The 12350-nt window shown below is 73.3% G+C and carries 13 protein-coding genes and 2 pseudogenes; 9 read left to right on the top strand and 6 right to left on the bottom strand.

All coding sequences use genetic code 11. The features are described from left to right. The 5 genes and pseudogenes from ACFC09_RS37550 to ACFC09_RS37570 form a co-directional block, all read left to right on the top strand. Positions 1–94, top strand: a pseudogene (locus tag ACFC09_RS37550) (chitinase); the annotation flags it as partial. 377 nt (positions 95–471) lie between these two features. Next, positions 472–606 (top strand): annotated as a pseudogene (locus tag ACFC09_RS37555) (aldo/keto reductase); the annotation flags it as partial. Between the two features lie 288 nt (positions 607–894). Next, positions 895–1263 carry a BlaI/MecI/CopY family transcriptional regulator gene (locus ACFC09_RS37560; RefSeq protein WP_376536051.1) on the top strand — a complete coding sequence of 123 codons (369 nt, stop codon included), beginning with the start codon at positions 895–897 and terminating at the stop codon, positions 1261–1263. Next, the gene (locus tag ACFC09_RS37565) at positions 1263–2192 is read left to right on the top strand and encodes a M48 family metalloprotease (protein WP_376536053.1); all 930 of its coding nucleotides are present in this window, start codon (positions 1263–1265) and stop codon (positions 2190–2192) included. The genes ACFC09_RS37560 and ACFC09_RS37565 overlap by 1 nt, the downstream gene beginning before the upstream one ends. A 240-nt stretch (positions 2193–2432) precedes the next feature. Then, complete coding sequence (locus ACFC09_RS37570) at positions 2433–2825, top strand: VOC family protein (protein WP_376536055.1); 393 nt, start codon at positions 2433–2435, stop codon at positions 2823–2825. A 62-nt stretch (positions 2826–2887) separates the two neighbouring features. Here ACFC09_RS37570 and ACFC09_RS37575 read toward each other — a convergent pair whose 3' ends face one another. The 3 genes from ACFC09_RS37575 to ACFC09_RS37585 all read right to left on the bottom strand — a co-directional run bounded on the left by ACFC09_RS37575 (position 2888) and on the right by ACFC09_RS37585 (position 5912). After that, positions 2888–3403: a DUF664 domain-containing protein gene (locus ACFC09_RS37575; protein ID WP_376536057.1), complete on the bottom strand. Its 516-nt coding sequence runs from the start codon at positions 3401–3403 to the stop codon at positions 2888–2890. A 27-nt stretch (positions 3404–3430) separates the two neighbouring features. Next, positions 3431–4930, bottom strand: coding sequence for a carotenoid oxygenase family protein (locus ACFC09_RS37580; protein WP_376536059.1), 1500 nt, complete (start codon positions 4928–4930; stop codon positions 3431–3433). 67 nt (positions 4931–4997) lie between these two features. Beyond that, entirely contained in the window at positions 4998–5912 is a 915-nt protein-coding gene (locus tag ACFC09_RS37585; protein WP_376536061.1) for a LysR substrate-binding domain-containing protein, read from the bottom strand. A gap of 107 nt (positions 5913–6019) precedes the next feature. Between ACFC09_RS37585 and mgrA the strand changes: the two genes are divergently transcribed. Beyond that, complete coding sequence (gene mgrA / locus ACFC09_RS37590) at positions 6020–7012, top strand: L-glyceraldehyde 3-phosphate reductase (protein WP_376536063.1); 993 nt, start codon at positions 6020–6022, stop codon at positions 7010–7012. A 145-nt stretch (positions 7013–7157) separates the two neighbouring features. Here mgrA and ACFC09_RS37595 read toward each other — a convergent pair whose 3' ends face one another. Further along, entirely contained in the window at positions 7158–7541 is a 384-nt protein-coding gene (locus ACFC09_RS37595; protein WP_376536065.1) for a nuclear transport factor 2 family protein, read from the bottom strand. A gap of 313 nt (positions 7542–7854) precedes the next feature. Between ACFC09_RS37595 and ACFC09_RS37600 the strand changes: the two genes are divergently transcribed. After that, a complete protein-coding gene (locus tag ACFC09_RS37600; protein ID WP_376536067.1) occupies positions 7855–8265 on the top strand; it encodes a hypothetical protein in 411 nt (136 codons plus the stop codon). A 293-nt stretch (positions 8266–8558) separates the two neighbouring features. Beyond that, positions 8559–9098, top strand: a complete 540-nt coding sequence (locus ACFC09_RS37605) for a hypothetical protein (RefSeq protein WP_376536069.1) — start codon at positions 8559–8561, stop codon at positions 9096–9098. A 55-nt stretch (positions 9099–9153) separates the two neighbouring features. Here the strand turns inward: ACFC09_RS37605 and ACFC09_RS37610 are convergent, their stop codons facing one another. Next, positions 9154–10440 (bottom strand): streptophobe family protein, encoded by a 1287-nt coding sequence (locus tag ACFC09_RS37610; protein ID WP_376536071.1) that lies wholly within the window; start codon positions 10438–10440, stop codon positions 9154–9156. Positions 10441–10743: 303 nt separating this feature from the next. On the opposite strand from ACFC09_RS37610, the gene ACFC09_RS37615 reads away from it, so the two are divergent. After that, positions 10744–11196 carry an ATP-binding protein gene (locus ACFC09_RS37615; RefSeq protein WP_376536073.1) on the top strand — a complete coding sequence of 151 codons (453 nt, stop codon included), beginning with the start codon at positions 10744–10746 and terminating at the stop codon, positions 11194–11196. A 42-nt stretch (positions 11197–11238) separates the two neighbouring features. Here the strand turns inward: ACFC09_RS37615 and ACFC09_RS37620 are convergent, their stop codons facing one another. Then, the gene (locus ACFC09_RS37620; protein WP_376536075.1) at positions 11239–12126 is read right to left on the bottom strand and encodes an RNA polymerase sigma factor SigF; all 888 of its coding nucleotides are present in this window, start codon (positions 12124–12126) and stop codon (positions 11239–11241) included. Positions 12127–12350 lie beyond the last annotated feature (224 nt).

Raw genomic sequence — 12350 nt, forward strand, 5'->3', positions numbered from 1 at the left:
CAAGAACCCGGCCCAGGTCCAAAGCCGCGTCGACGCCTACCAGCGCTTCACCCAGATCCTCGGAGTCACCCCCGGCGGCAACCTCTACTGCTGACACCCACCCGTGGCACGGTGCCCCGCACCCGCCCGAGATCCCCGGCGAAGAGCCGTCCGCGGGCGCACCCCCACAGCCCATCCGTCACGGCCCGATTCCCGTTCGTCACGGCCCGCATTCCGTTCGTCACGGCCGCCGCGTTCCCCGCGGCGGCCGTGACGGCCGTGGCACTCCTCGCCACTCCGTCGCCCGCCGCGGCGGTTGCGGCGGCCGGCTCCTCAAATCCGGCGGAAGCGGGCACGTACTCGCACCGCGGCCTCGGCCGGCAGCCGCCCCGCCGGGCCCGGTGCCGCCCGTTCCCGCCCCGCCCGGAGCTTCCTCCGCGCCGCGGCGGGCGCTCCCGGGCCGTACGTCGGACTTCGCCGACGACTTCCGAATTGATCACCGCGGACGCTGCGGGCGCCTGGACGCTCGGCGACCTCCCCGTCCGCCGTATCGGCCTCGGAGCGACGCGGCTGACGGGCAGCGCGGCCTTCCACCTCGGGGCGCCGAGTGACCGCGCACGCTCCATCTTGACGTCGTGAACCTGAGCCGGATGCGCCAGGACTCGATCTCCGAACACTTCGGGCCCTCGCCGACCCCTGAGTCGGCGTCCGGAGACAGGGGGCCGCGGCCCGGAGTCGGCGTCCGGGGACAGGGGCCGGGGAGAGTTTCCTGAGGTCACCGGTGGGCGGCACCTTTTCAGCCGGGCGATGCCTCCCATAATGGGGTGCGGGCACGGCCGTACGACGGCGGCCCAGGCGACTACAATCGCGTAGACGGTCCACGGACCGTGGACGAAACGGGTGAAGGACGTTCCCATGACCGACTCGAAGGACGAACGCCGGCCGGCCGGCGAGCTCGAAGCGAGCGTCATGGCCGCCCTGTGGGCCGCCGGCGGGCCGCAGACCCCCGGCCAGGTGCAGCTGAGTCTGGGCACCGAGCTGGCGCGCACCACGGTGACGACGATCCTGTCCCGGCTGCACGAGAAGGGGGTCGTGGGCCGGCACCGCCAGGGCCGCGGCTACGCCTACGTGCCGGTCCAGGACGCGCAGGGCCTCACCGCCCGCCGCATGCACACCGAGCTGGACCGCGACAGCGACCGGGAGACGGTGCTGGCCCGGTTCGTCGCCCAGCTCAGTCCCGACGACGAGCGCGTCCTGCGCGACCTGCTCGAACCCGGTGAGTGATGACCGCGCTGCTCCTGCTTCCCCTGCTGCTCCCGCTGGCCATGCCGGCGCTGGCCCGGCGCACCCTCGACCGGCTCGCGCCCGCCGCCGCGCTGTGGGTGATCACCGTCTCGGCGGTCGTCCTCGCGGGCTGCTCGCTGGCCGCGCTCGGCGCGTTCGTCGTCACCGGGCTGCTCAAGCTGCCCGCCTTCGCCGCGCTGGGCGAGCTGATCCATCCGCTGCGCACCGCCTCCGACCTCGTCGTCGTGCCCGCCGCCGCGACCTCGGTCGGCGTGCTCGCCGTGGGCGCCGGCACGCTCGTGCGCTCGGTGCTGCACCAACTGCGCGCCTTCCGGACGGCACGTGACGAGGCCGGACACGGGCCGGCGGCCGGCGATCTGTGCGTGGTGGACTCGCCGCGGCCCGACGCCTACGCGCTGCCCGGACGGCCGCACCGCATCGTCGTCACGACCGCCATGCTGCGCAGCCTGGACCCGGCCGAGCGCGAGGCGCTGTTCGCGCACGAACGGGCGCACAACGACGGCGGGCACCACTTCTTCCTCGCCGCCGCCGAACTCGCCGCGCACTGCCACCCCGCCCTGCGTCCGGTGCGCGAGACCATCCGGCTCGCGGCCGAACGGGCGGCCGACGAGGCCGCGGCCGGCGCCGTCGGGGACCGGCGGCTGACCGCGCGCGCCATCGCCCGGGCCGCCCTCGCCGGACAGAGCGCCCGCTCCGCCCGCCCGGACTTCGCCCCCGCCGCGACGAGCGGCCCCGTACCCCGACGGGTCCAGGCCCTGCTGTCCGCTCCCGCCGCCCCGCGCCGGTCCGTCTCCTGGATCGCCGTCCTGCTGGTCGCCTGGGTGGCCGTCTCCTGCGGCGCGGTGGGGACCGGAATGATCGACTTCCATCACCGGGTGGAAGTCGCGCAGGGCGAGGAGAACCGCTGACCCGGACCCCGGACCCCGGACTCCGGATCCCATCGTCGGTTCCCGGCCACCCCGCGCCGACCACCGATGCCGAAGGGCGGCGCGGGCAACTGGCGGCCGTGCGGTTTTACGTATCCCAGTTTTACGTATAACCTCTGCGCTCGACCACTTCCCCCAGATTTCCGCCTCCGCTGCCGCTGCCGCGTCCGCTTCCGACTCACCATTCACCGACCAGCCACCACGTTCCACCGAGAGGCCACGATGAGACACCTCGCCCTGGTCACCCTTGTCGTCGACGACTACGACGAGGCGATCGGCTTCTACACCCGGGCCCTCGGCTTCCGGCTCGTCGAGGACACCGCGCGGCCCGACGGCGGGCGCTGGGTCGTCGTCGCGCCGGGGCCGGACCGAGCCGGCACCGGCCTGCTGCTGGCCCGTGCCGCCGACGCGGGCCAGCGAGCCCGGATCGGGGACCAGACCGGCGGCCGGGTCGGCTTCTTCCTGCACACCGACGACTTCGCCCGCGACCATGCCCGCATGCGCGCCGCCGGCGTGACCTTCCTGGAGGAGCCGCGGCACGAGCCGTACGGCACCGTCGCCGTCTTCCAGGACCTGTACGGCAACCGCTGGGACCTGCTCCAGCCGGCCGGCTGACCGCACGCGGCCCTGATCCGCCCGGCCGGCGGCTCACCTCGCGATGCCGTGGTCCTGCCGGGTCACCCGGCCGCGCCGAGCACCAGGCCACGCACATACGCGGCCTGCCCGGCGTGCTGGAGGTCGTCGGACAGGACGCTGACCAGCCGCACCCCGAGAGTGACCGGCGGATCCCAGCGCACGTCCACGACACGTTCGAGGTCCCCCGCGGGCAGTCGGCCGAGCACCCCCAGGGTCTGCTCGTGCACGGCGTCGTAGTAGCCGGTCAGCAGGTCGGCCGAGGCGACCCGCACCTTGGCGACCTTCGCGGCGCTGTGGCCGTATCCCGTGTCGTGGCGGGGCAGGTCGAGGCCGAAACGCTTCTCCCAGCCCTGGGCCAGCCACACCTGGTCGAGGCCGAAGGCGTCGGCGACATGGTCGTCCTGGACCCGGGTGAGGTGCCAGACCAGCCAGGCGACCGAGTTGGCGTCCGGCGCCGGACGGGCGCGCAACTCGTCCGGGCCGAGCCCGTCGAGGACGGCATGGACTTCTTCCTGGATGCGGCCGTAGCCGTCGATGAGGACGTCCCGTGCATGCATAGGTACACCATGGCGTATCGCCCGCCGTCACGCGTCCGGAATCCAGCTCCCGTGGAAGCCCAGCGGCACCCGACCCGGCAGGTGGATCCGGGCCACCGGTTCGCCGGTGAAGTCCTGCGCCGCGAGGATCACCAGGTCCGCGGCCCCGCGGTCCGGATCGTGGACGTACGCGATCGCGTACCCGTCGTCCTCCGCCGCCCGCGGGCCGGCCGTGTCCCGTGGCACGAACACCGCCTCGCCCGCCGCCGCGCCCCGTGGCAGCCGGTGCATCTGGGTGGTGCCGCGCAGCAGGTCGTGCTTGATGAGCGCGTTGGAGAAGGAACGGTCGGGCGGGGGGCCGTCCGGGGTGAGGTAGGCCAGTGTCATCTCGGCGGCCGCCGCCGAGTAGCCGTAACGGTGCCGCCGGGAGACCAGTGCCTCGTTCACGCGCGGGAATTCCTGCGGGTGGTCGTCCAGCGTCCGCCGCCGCACCCGGCCCCTGTCCAGGTCGATGCTCCACCGTTCGAGCTTGGCGGTGCCGGGTCCGTAGGGCCCGCCCGAGCCGCGCCCGGCGACCAGGAACGGCGCGGGATAGGTCGTCATGTCGACGACCACGGACGACCCCTCGTCGTACGCGTTCAGCGTGTGCGAGTAGTAGACCGGGTCCACCTCGAACCAGCGGGCCGCACCCCCGGTGCGGGGCAGGACGCCCACCCGGGCGGGGTGGTCGCGGTTCCAGACGTACGGCACCGGCTCGCCGCGCTCGGCCGCCGCCGGGTCGAAGGTGATCGGGATGTCGAAGACGACGACGTGCTTCCCGGTGAGCGCGAAGTCGTGCATCATCGGCGCGTCCGGCACCGGGATCCGGGTCGTCCGCGCGACCCGGCCCGACGGGTCCACCACCAGGTGCCGGACGTGGTCCCAGGTGGGGTAGTAGGCGATGGCGTGCAGCTCACCGGCGTGTGCGTCGTACTTGGTGTGGGCCGCGAACGCGCCGTCCAGCGTGCCGCGGAAGTCATGGGTGCCCACGGTGTTCAGCTCGCCGTCGAGTTCGTACGGCAGCGGCCCGCTCTCCTGTAGGGCGAGGATCTTGCCGCGGTAGGGGATGACATGCGTGTTGCACGGGAAGTCGTCCGGCGGCACCGGGCCCGGGTAGGGCTCGCCGAGCTTCTTGGCCACCTGCGAGGAGCGCACCCAGCGGTTGCGGTACCACTCCGCGCGTCCCTCCCGCAGCCGGACGCCGTGCACCATGCCCTCACCGAGCATCCAGTGGTGGACGCGTGGGTCCTCCAGGCCCAGCACATTGGGGCCGTTGCGCAGGAAGCGGCCGTTCAGTTCGCGCGGGATCCGGCCGGTGACCGGGAGGTCGAAGGCCGTCAGCTCCTCGCTGACGGGCGTGAACGCGCCCTCCAGGAAAGGGTGGTGGCGAGTTGTCGCGTGCCGCGCCGGTGCCGCCGCCGCACGGTGGCCCGCCGCTCCGGTGAGGGCCGCCGCCGCCGCGATCCCCGCCGTGCCGCGCAGCACGCTCCGCCGTGTGTGTTCCGCCATGGTCCGTCCTCCTGGCCGTGGTCGCCGTGGGCAGTGGACAAGAGTCTGCGGTGGCGGACGGGCGGAATCAGGAGGGGTGAACCCCGTCCTGGGGTGGTGCCAGGCCCCCTGTTTCGAGCAGGGTCATCAGCGCACGGGCCGCCGGGCTCGTGGCCCGCTCGGGCGGCAGCAGGGCGATCGTCTCGTACTCCGCCCCGTCCTCGCCCTTCAGCGGGAGCGCGGCGAGCGAGGGCCGCTTGTGCCGGAAGTGGCGGGGCACGACGGCGATCCCCAGGTTCTCGTCGACCAGGTCCAGCAGGCTGTGCACGTCGTTGACCTCCAGCGCGACCGTACGGCGGACGCCGGCCGCGGCGAAGACGGCGTCGGTGGTGCGCCGCGGGCCCCAGTCCGGGTGGAAGTCGACGAAGACCTCGCCGCCGAGGTCGTCCGGCTCCAGCACCGCCCCGGCCGTGGCCAGCCGGTGGCTGGGATGGCACAGCACGGTCATGGGCTCGCTGGTCAGCGCGACCGAGCGCAACTGGTCCGTGTCGTCCTGGGTGCGGTAGGCGAAGGCCAGGTCGAGCCGTCCGGCCGCGACCTCCTCGGCCAGCGCGCCCGAGCCGGTCTGCCGCAGCAGGATCTCCACGTCCGGATGGCGTCGCCGGAAGGCGGCCAGCAGCCCGGCCACGTGCACCCCGGCGATGCACTGCTCGGTGCCCAGCGCCAGCGTCCCGCGCAGCACGCCCTGCACGGCCGCGACCGCCTCGTGCGCGGCCCGTACCTGCGCGAGGATCCGCTCCGCCTCGGCCAGCAGGGCGCGCCCCGCCTCGGTCAGCGTCACCCGGCGGGTGGTGCGCACGAACAGCGGGGCCCGCAGTTCGCGCTCCAGCGACCGGATCGACGCCGACAGGCCCGACTGGGAGACCATCAGCCGCTCCGCGGCCCGGGTGAAGTGCTGGTCCTCGGCGACCGCGACGAAATGCTGAAGGTGACGCAATTCCATGATTGAGAAGCCTAGCCGCTCAATTTCATCTCATTCTCCTGTTGGACCGCTGCCGGTCGGCGGGGGAAGAGTGGGACCGACCGTGTGCCAACCCCTCTGGAGTCGCGTTGTACACCGCACACCCCGACCGTTACGCCGACATGCCCTACCGGCGCACCGGCCGCAGCGGCCTGAAGCTCCCCGCCCTGTCCCTCGGCCTGTGGCAGAACTTCGGTCCCGACCGTCCGGCGGAGACCCAGCGCGCCATCCTGCGCCGGGCCTTCGACCTCGGTGTCACCCACTTCGACCTGGCCAACAACTACGGCCCGCCGGGAGGTGCCGCCGAGTCCGCCCTCGGCGAGGCCCTGAAGACGGACTTCGCGGCGTACCGTGACGAACTCGTCATCTCCACCAAGGCCGGCTACCTGATGTGGCCCGGTCCGTACGGCGAGCAGGGTTCGCGCAAGTACATGCTCGCCTCGCTCGACCAGAGCCTCGGGCGGATGGGCCTGGAGTACGTCGACATCTTCTACTCCCACCGCTACGACCCGGAGACTCCGCTGGAGGAGACGATGGGCGCGCTGCACTCCGCGGTGCAGCAGGGCAAGGCCCTCTACGTGGGCATCTCCAACTACCCGGCGGAGCAGACCCGGGAGGCCGCGCGCATCCTGGCCGCGCTGGGCACCCCCCTGCTCATCCACCAGCCGCGGTACTCGATGCTCGACCGCCGCCCCGAGGACGAGGGCCTGCTGGACGCCCTGGACGAGTTGCAGGTCGGCTCGATCGTCTTCTCCCCGCTGGAGCAGGGCCTGCTCACCGCCCGCTACCTGCACGGCATCCCGGAGGGCTCGCGGGCGGCGAGCGAGAGCCAGTCCCTGAACCGGGACGCGGTGACCGAGGAACTCGTCGGCAAGCTGCGCGCCCTGGACGAGATCGCCAAGGGTCGCGGCCAGACCCTGGCCCAGCTCGCCCTGGCCTGGGTGCTGCGCGGTGGCAGGGTGACGTCCGCGCTGGTCGGCGCGAGCAGCCCGCAGCAGATCGAGGACAGCGTCGCGGCCACCCGCAACCTGGACTTCGACGCGGACGAGCTGGCCCGGATCGACGCGATCATCAAGCCGTAGACAGCTCCGGACGCAGCTCCGGACAGCCCAGGACGGCTCTGGGCAGACAGCCGTGGCCAGATGACGAGGCCGGCGCGGACCCCCCGTACCGCGCCGGCCTCGTCGTCGGCTCCCGCACGCGCGGGGAGGCGGTTCGGGCGGCCCGTCAGGCCCCGGCGGGTACCCGGTCCAGGAATCCCAGGACCTGGGTGATCCGTCCTTCGGCGTCCAGGGTGATGACGTCGCAGCCCGCCACCGGGGCCGAGCCGTCCGCCTCGTTCACCAGCTCCCAGGAGAAGCGCGCCGTGTCGTGGTGTCCGTCCACGGCGCCGAGCGGACGGAAGACGAAGCCGGGGAACTGCTCGTGGGCCGCCGCGATCACGGTCGCGATCCCCTCGTGCCCCCGGACGTCGGCGAGGGGATCGGTGTAACCGCCCTCGGCGGCCCAGGCCGCCGCGACCGCCTTCGCGCGCGCCTCGGGATCGGTGGCGTTCCACGCCTCGAAGTAGCGGGCGGCGGCGGTGTGGTGACGTTCCGTGTTCACGGACATGCTGAATCAGCCTCCATCGAGGTCGTCCTCGCCGGTCAGGAACCGCATCGACGCAGTGCCGATCCGGTGCGACCACCCTGCCCGGCGGCGCGGGACGGGTCGATTACCTCGCGAGTCATGAAGGCGGGACGACGGCGAGGGCGTATTCCGGCCACGCGAGCGGGCGAATATGCCAGGAGACTGGCCGGAAAGACATGGTGACAGTGTTTCAGTAGTGAAGATACTCGAACGACAGGGGCACTTCACCGCACAGGAGCCGCACGGAGAGCGAGGGTCGACCGGCACCCGACAGCAAGGCGACGGGGGAGTGATCGTGCACGACGAATTCCTGTGCCATGTCACGGCGTACGGGACGTGCGGCGGACAGCGCATCGGTGTGCCGCTGGGAACCTACCGCGCGCCCACCCTGGCCCTCGCCCTGTGGTGGCTGCGCGACCGGGCGTCCTGGATCGCCGAACGCCTCGATCCGACCCCCGAGGACCCGAACGTCCCGCCCGGCGCCCTCATCCCCGTGGCGGAGACCATACCCGACGTGCCCGGACTGCTCCGCACCTGGTGCGCCGACGACGTCCAGCAGGAACGCGTCGCGGACGAGCTGGCCGGCGGCCGGCTGGTGCGGATCGCCGTCGCCGACGACACCACGGAGTACGAACTGCTCGCCGAGTCCGTCGACGCCCTGCGCATGCAGCGCACCGTCCCGGCGCTCGTCCTGCCCGTCGCCTGAACGCCGCTCTCCGTCCCGGCGCCGACCGCCGCCGACGGGCGAGGTCCGCTCCCCGGCACCGCGGGTGGGCGTACAGATGAGTGAATCGGTAGAATTCCGGCCAGGGCCTGGTGGCCGACCCCCGCCCCCGGCGGCGCCCGGACACGCCCTGCGGACCGGCACGGCCCACACGGCGAGGTGCGGGGCCACGCGACCCCGGACCGGCCGGCGGCGCCCTCCACGCCCTGCCGTCTCCCGGTCCGCGCCCCCGCACCGGTACCGGCCCGTGGCGAAGCGGAAGGAGACGGTGCGCGATGACGAATCCCGGTTTCCGGCCCACCCACGTCGTCCCCCCGTCCGGGCTCCGCGCCTGGGAGACACCCGACCCCGCCCGGCCCACGGTGTCCCTCGACCCGCTGCTGCCGGTACGGCTCACCGAGTGGTACGGCGACTGGGCGCACATCGTCTGCGCCAACGGCTGGATGGCCTGGGTGGACGGCCGCCGTCTCGTCGCCGTACCCCGCGACCCGCCCGGCGACGGTGGCCCGCCCGGTGACACGGCCGATCCAGGGCCGCTGCTGGACCGCGCCGAACGCGCCCTCGCCCACTACCGGGCGGCCGTCGCGGACCTCATGGCGGGTGGCCTGGACGGGCAGTCCTTCGGCGACCGTACGCGCGGGCTGCGGATCGGGGTGGTGGTCGACGGGGAGTCGATGTGGCTGTACGACGCCGACCAGGGGCGGTGGCTGTACGGCGACGGCCGGCGGCTGAGTACCTACGCCACCGACCGCGAGCACCCGGCCACCCCGCCGTCGGGCCACGCGCCGTCCGGTACGGCGGCACCGGACGGCTAACCGTGACGCCGCGCGCGGGAGGCGCCGCCGCCGGGGCCGTGACCGGCGGCTCGTCTCACCGTCCCCTCGTGCGTCGCTCCGGCCCGGCCCCGCCCCGGCGGTGCAGGGGCCGCGCCAGCAGCCCGCCGAGGAACCCGGTGACCAGCCCCCACAGCGCGGCCAGACCGACCGCCGGCCACACGTCGGGCCGCAGCAGCAGTTCCCCGGACAGCCCGCCGCCCAGATCACCGATGCCCAGCAGGGACAGCCCGTAGTGCGCCGAGATCCGGCCGACGAGACAGATCACGAGCACCGCCACGACGAGTGCGCCGGCGAAGCACAGCGCATGCCGCCAGGCCCGCACTCCGGCCGGTGACCGCGCCACCATCAGCAGCGCGGCGGCCGGAACGAGCACGACCGCCGCCACCAGCAGCCACCACGCCCGCCCGTCGTGCCCGGCGAGCGTGCTCAGGTTGAGCGTGGAGACGTCCGGGGTGCGCAGCACCTCGTCCAGGACGTGCGGCACGGGCAGCCCGAACGGGCCGTCCACCCGGCCGTGCCAGCTCGCGCCGAGACCGACGGTCAGGGCCGGCCAGGCCAGGTTCGGCAGCCCCAGCAGGAGCACCGCGAAGGTGTCCGCGACATGCCCGCGCGTGGCCGCTGTCACCAGCGCGGACACCACACCCAGGACGACGTACCCGAGCAGCAGCGCCACCACGGCCAGCACGGCCGGACGCGCCGACTCCTGGAAAAGGGTCAGCCGGCGCGGCAGCGGCACCCCGGGCGACACCAGCAGCGCCAGCACCAGCACACCGGCGAGCCACAGCAGACCGAACAGCACCGTCCGTGGCACGTCCGCGGCGAACCCGAGTGTCGGCGCCGAGTCGAACAGGCCGGTGAGACCGCCGAGCACGCCGCTGCCGACGTCCACGGCGAAGGTCTGACGGGCGGCCAGGGCCAGGCCGGCCAGCCCGAGCAGCCACAGCACCGCGATCCGCGCGGCCCACCCCGCCAGTTCCCCGCCGCCGGCCGGTGCCCGGCGGCGCAGCGGACGCAGGAACGCCCCGCCCACCATGAACACCCCGACCAGGGTGACCGACAGCGGGACCACCGTGAGGCCCGCCCGGGTCTCGGCGAACACCCCCGCGTTCCCCGACAGCTCGACACTGCCCCCGACGGCGGTCACCACGGTCGCCACGACGACCCGGGCGAACGCCCCGTCCGGAAGCCGGGCGGCCCCGGCCGCCCACAGCCCCAGCGCGGCCACCCCCAGCATGGCGACCAGTGCCGCCAGCACCGCGGCCACGGCCTGGACCCAGCCGTGGCGGCGGCCGGCCCGGTCGGCGGTGGTGACGGCGCTCACGCTGCCACGCTAAGCAGCGTCCGGACGGACCGCCCGCGCAGCGGTCCGTCCGCGGCCTTGCCCGACGCCCGCGCACCCGCCCGGACCGGGCCTTCCGGCCTGTCCGGGCCCCGGTCGGCAGCAGTTTCCCGGTGGGGCGGGTCCGTCCGCTCCGTACCGGCTACGCTCCAGATGTCCCGGAGCGCCGCCACGATGTCCGCCGTGCGCGGTCGGCGAACACGCGACGGGACTGCGGAGTCCTCCTCGGGGTACGAGCACTGGTGCAGCAGTGACCGGCCAGACCGGCCTCCGAGAGAGATACAGATGTTCGAGCACCTGGACGGGGCAGTGATACCGACTGGTTTCGATGTGCCCGTGGAACCGCTTCGGCGGGCGGCGCACTACACGGGCGAGCCCGGATGCATCGCCGCGGCACGATCGTTCGCCGCGATCTTCCTCCAACAGCTCAGGAGCGCGTGGCGCGCCACCATCGACGACCGCGCCGACGAGGAACTGCTGCTGGTGGTCAGCGAATTGGTCACCAACGCCGACCGGCACAGCGACGGCCCGTACATCCTGGAGCTGGAGGGTACCGACGCGGCCGTCACGGTGTCCGTCTACGACAGCAGCGTGGCCCTGCCCAGGCGCTACCCGCGTGATCCCGAACGCGTCGGGCGGCACGGCCTGGAGATCGTGCACGCCCTGGCCGCCGAGGTGACCACCGAGCGCGTACCCGTCGGCAAACGGGTACGCGCCCTCCTCACCCTCGCCCGCTGAGCCGGGTGCGCGCCGCTTCGGGCGCGGGCCCGGCCCCGTCCGTCAGGCGCAGCCGAGTTCACCCAGCATGCCTCGGCGCAGCCGCGCGATGACCCGTTTGATCAGGCGCGAGACATGCATCTGCGAGCAGCCGAGCCGCTCACCGATCTCCGCCTGGGTGGCCTCCTCCACGAACCGCAGATGAAGGATCTGCCGGTCGCGGTCGCTGAGATGGCCGATCAGCGGCGCCAGCGACTGGAAGTCCTCGACGAGCCGCAGCCCCTCCTCCTCGACACCGATGAAGTCGGCGAGAACGGCCTCTCCGTCCTCCGGGCCGTCACCGGTGAGCGCGGCGTCGAGCGACGCGGAGTTGTACCCGTTGGCGGCAAGCTGGCCCTCGACCACCTCGTCCTCGGGGATGTCCATCAGCGCGGCCAGCTCCGCGACCGTCGGCTCGCGGTCCAGCCGGCCGGCCAGTTCCTCGCGGGCCTTGGCCAACTCGACGCGCAGCTCCTGCAACCGCCGGGGTACGTGCACCGCCCAGGTCGTGTCGCGGAAGAACCGCTTGATCTCGCCGACGATGTACGGCACGGCGAACGAGGTGAACTCCACCTCGCGGGACAGCTCGAACCGGTCGATCGCCTTGATCAGACCGATCACCCCGGTCTGGACGACGTCCTCCATGTCGTCGCCGCGGCCCCGGAACCGGCCGGCCGCGAACCGGACCAGCGAGATGTTCATCTCGATGAGCGTGTTGCGTGCGTACTGGTGCTCCGAGGTGCCTTCCTCCAGTTCCGTCAGGCGCTGGAAGAACTGGCGGGACAACTCCCGGGCGTCACGCGGCGCGATCGACGTCGGGTCCTCGATTCCCGGCAGCGACTGCTCGCCTGCTCCGTTCTCTGCGGTCTTCTCGACGACGTCTGCTCCCGGCCGGATCCCGGCGGTGTCCATTGCCTGCTCCCCACGAAGTCACGGTTCGTTGTCCGGACCCGGGTCCGCGGTCCATGTGCCGCGTCCCCGGTCCACCTGCCCTGGCGTGCCGGTTCACGTACCCGCAAGCCGGCGCGCCATGCTTGGTTCGTGGTTCGCCTACCCGGGGTCGGCCGGTGCATGCGCCTCGTGCGGCGACTCGTGCCGGAAATCCGGTGGCGGCAACCTGGCGCACCGCCGTTCCT

Source organism: Streptomyces sp. NPDC056161, from assembly GCF_042268025.1.
Taxonomy (GTDB): Bacteria; Actinomycetota; Actinomycetes; order Streptomycetales; family Streptomycetaceae; genus Streptomyces.

Coding starts and splice junctions, on each gene's coding strand:
- ACFC09_RS37560 (WP_376536051.1), top strand. CDS start 895: ATGACCGACTCGAAGGACGAACGCCGGCCGGCCGGCGAGCTCGAAGCG.
- ACFC09_RS37565 (WP_376536053.1), top strand. CDS start 1,263: ATGACCGCGCTGCTCCTGCTTCCCCTGCTGCTCCCGCTGGCCATGCCG.
- ACFC09_RS37570 (WP_376536055.1), top strand. CDS start 2,433: ATGAGACACCTCGCCCTGGTCACCCTTGTCGTCGACGACTACGACGAG.
- ACFC09_RS37575 (WP_376536057.1), bottom strand. CDS start 3,403: ATGCATGCACGGGACGTCCTCATCGACGGCTACGGCCGCATCCAGGAA.
- ACFC09_RS37580 (WP_376536059.1), bottom strand. CDS start 4,930: ATGGCGGAACACACACGGCGGAGCGTGCTGCGCGGCACGGCGGGGATC.
- ACFC09_RS37585 (WP_376536061.1), bottom strand. CDS start 5,912: ATGGAATTGCGTCACCTTCAGCATTTCGTCGCGGTCGCCGAGGACCAG.
- ACFC09_RS37595 (WP_376536065.1), bottom strand. CDS start 7,541: ATGTCCGTGAACACGGAACGTCACCACACCGCCGCCGCCCGCTACTTC.
- ACFC09_RS37605 (WP_376536069.1), top strand. CDS start 8,559: ATGACGAATCCCGGTTTCCGGCCCACCCACGTCGTCCCCCCGTCCGGG.
- ACFC09_RS37615 (WP_376536073.1), top strand. CDS start 10,744: ATGTTCGAGCACCTGGACGGGGCAGTGATACCGACTGGTTTCGATGTG.
- ACFC09_RS37620 (WP_376536075.1), bottom strand. CDS start 12,126: ATGGACACCGCCGGGATCCGGCCGGGAGCAGACGTCGTCGAGAAGACC.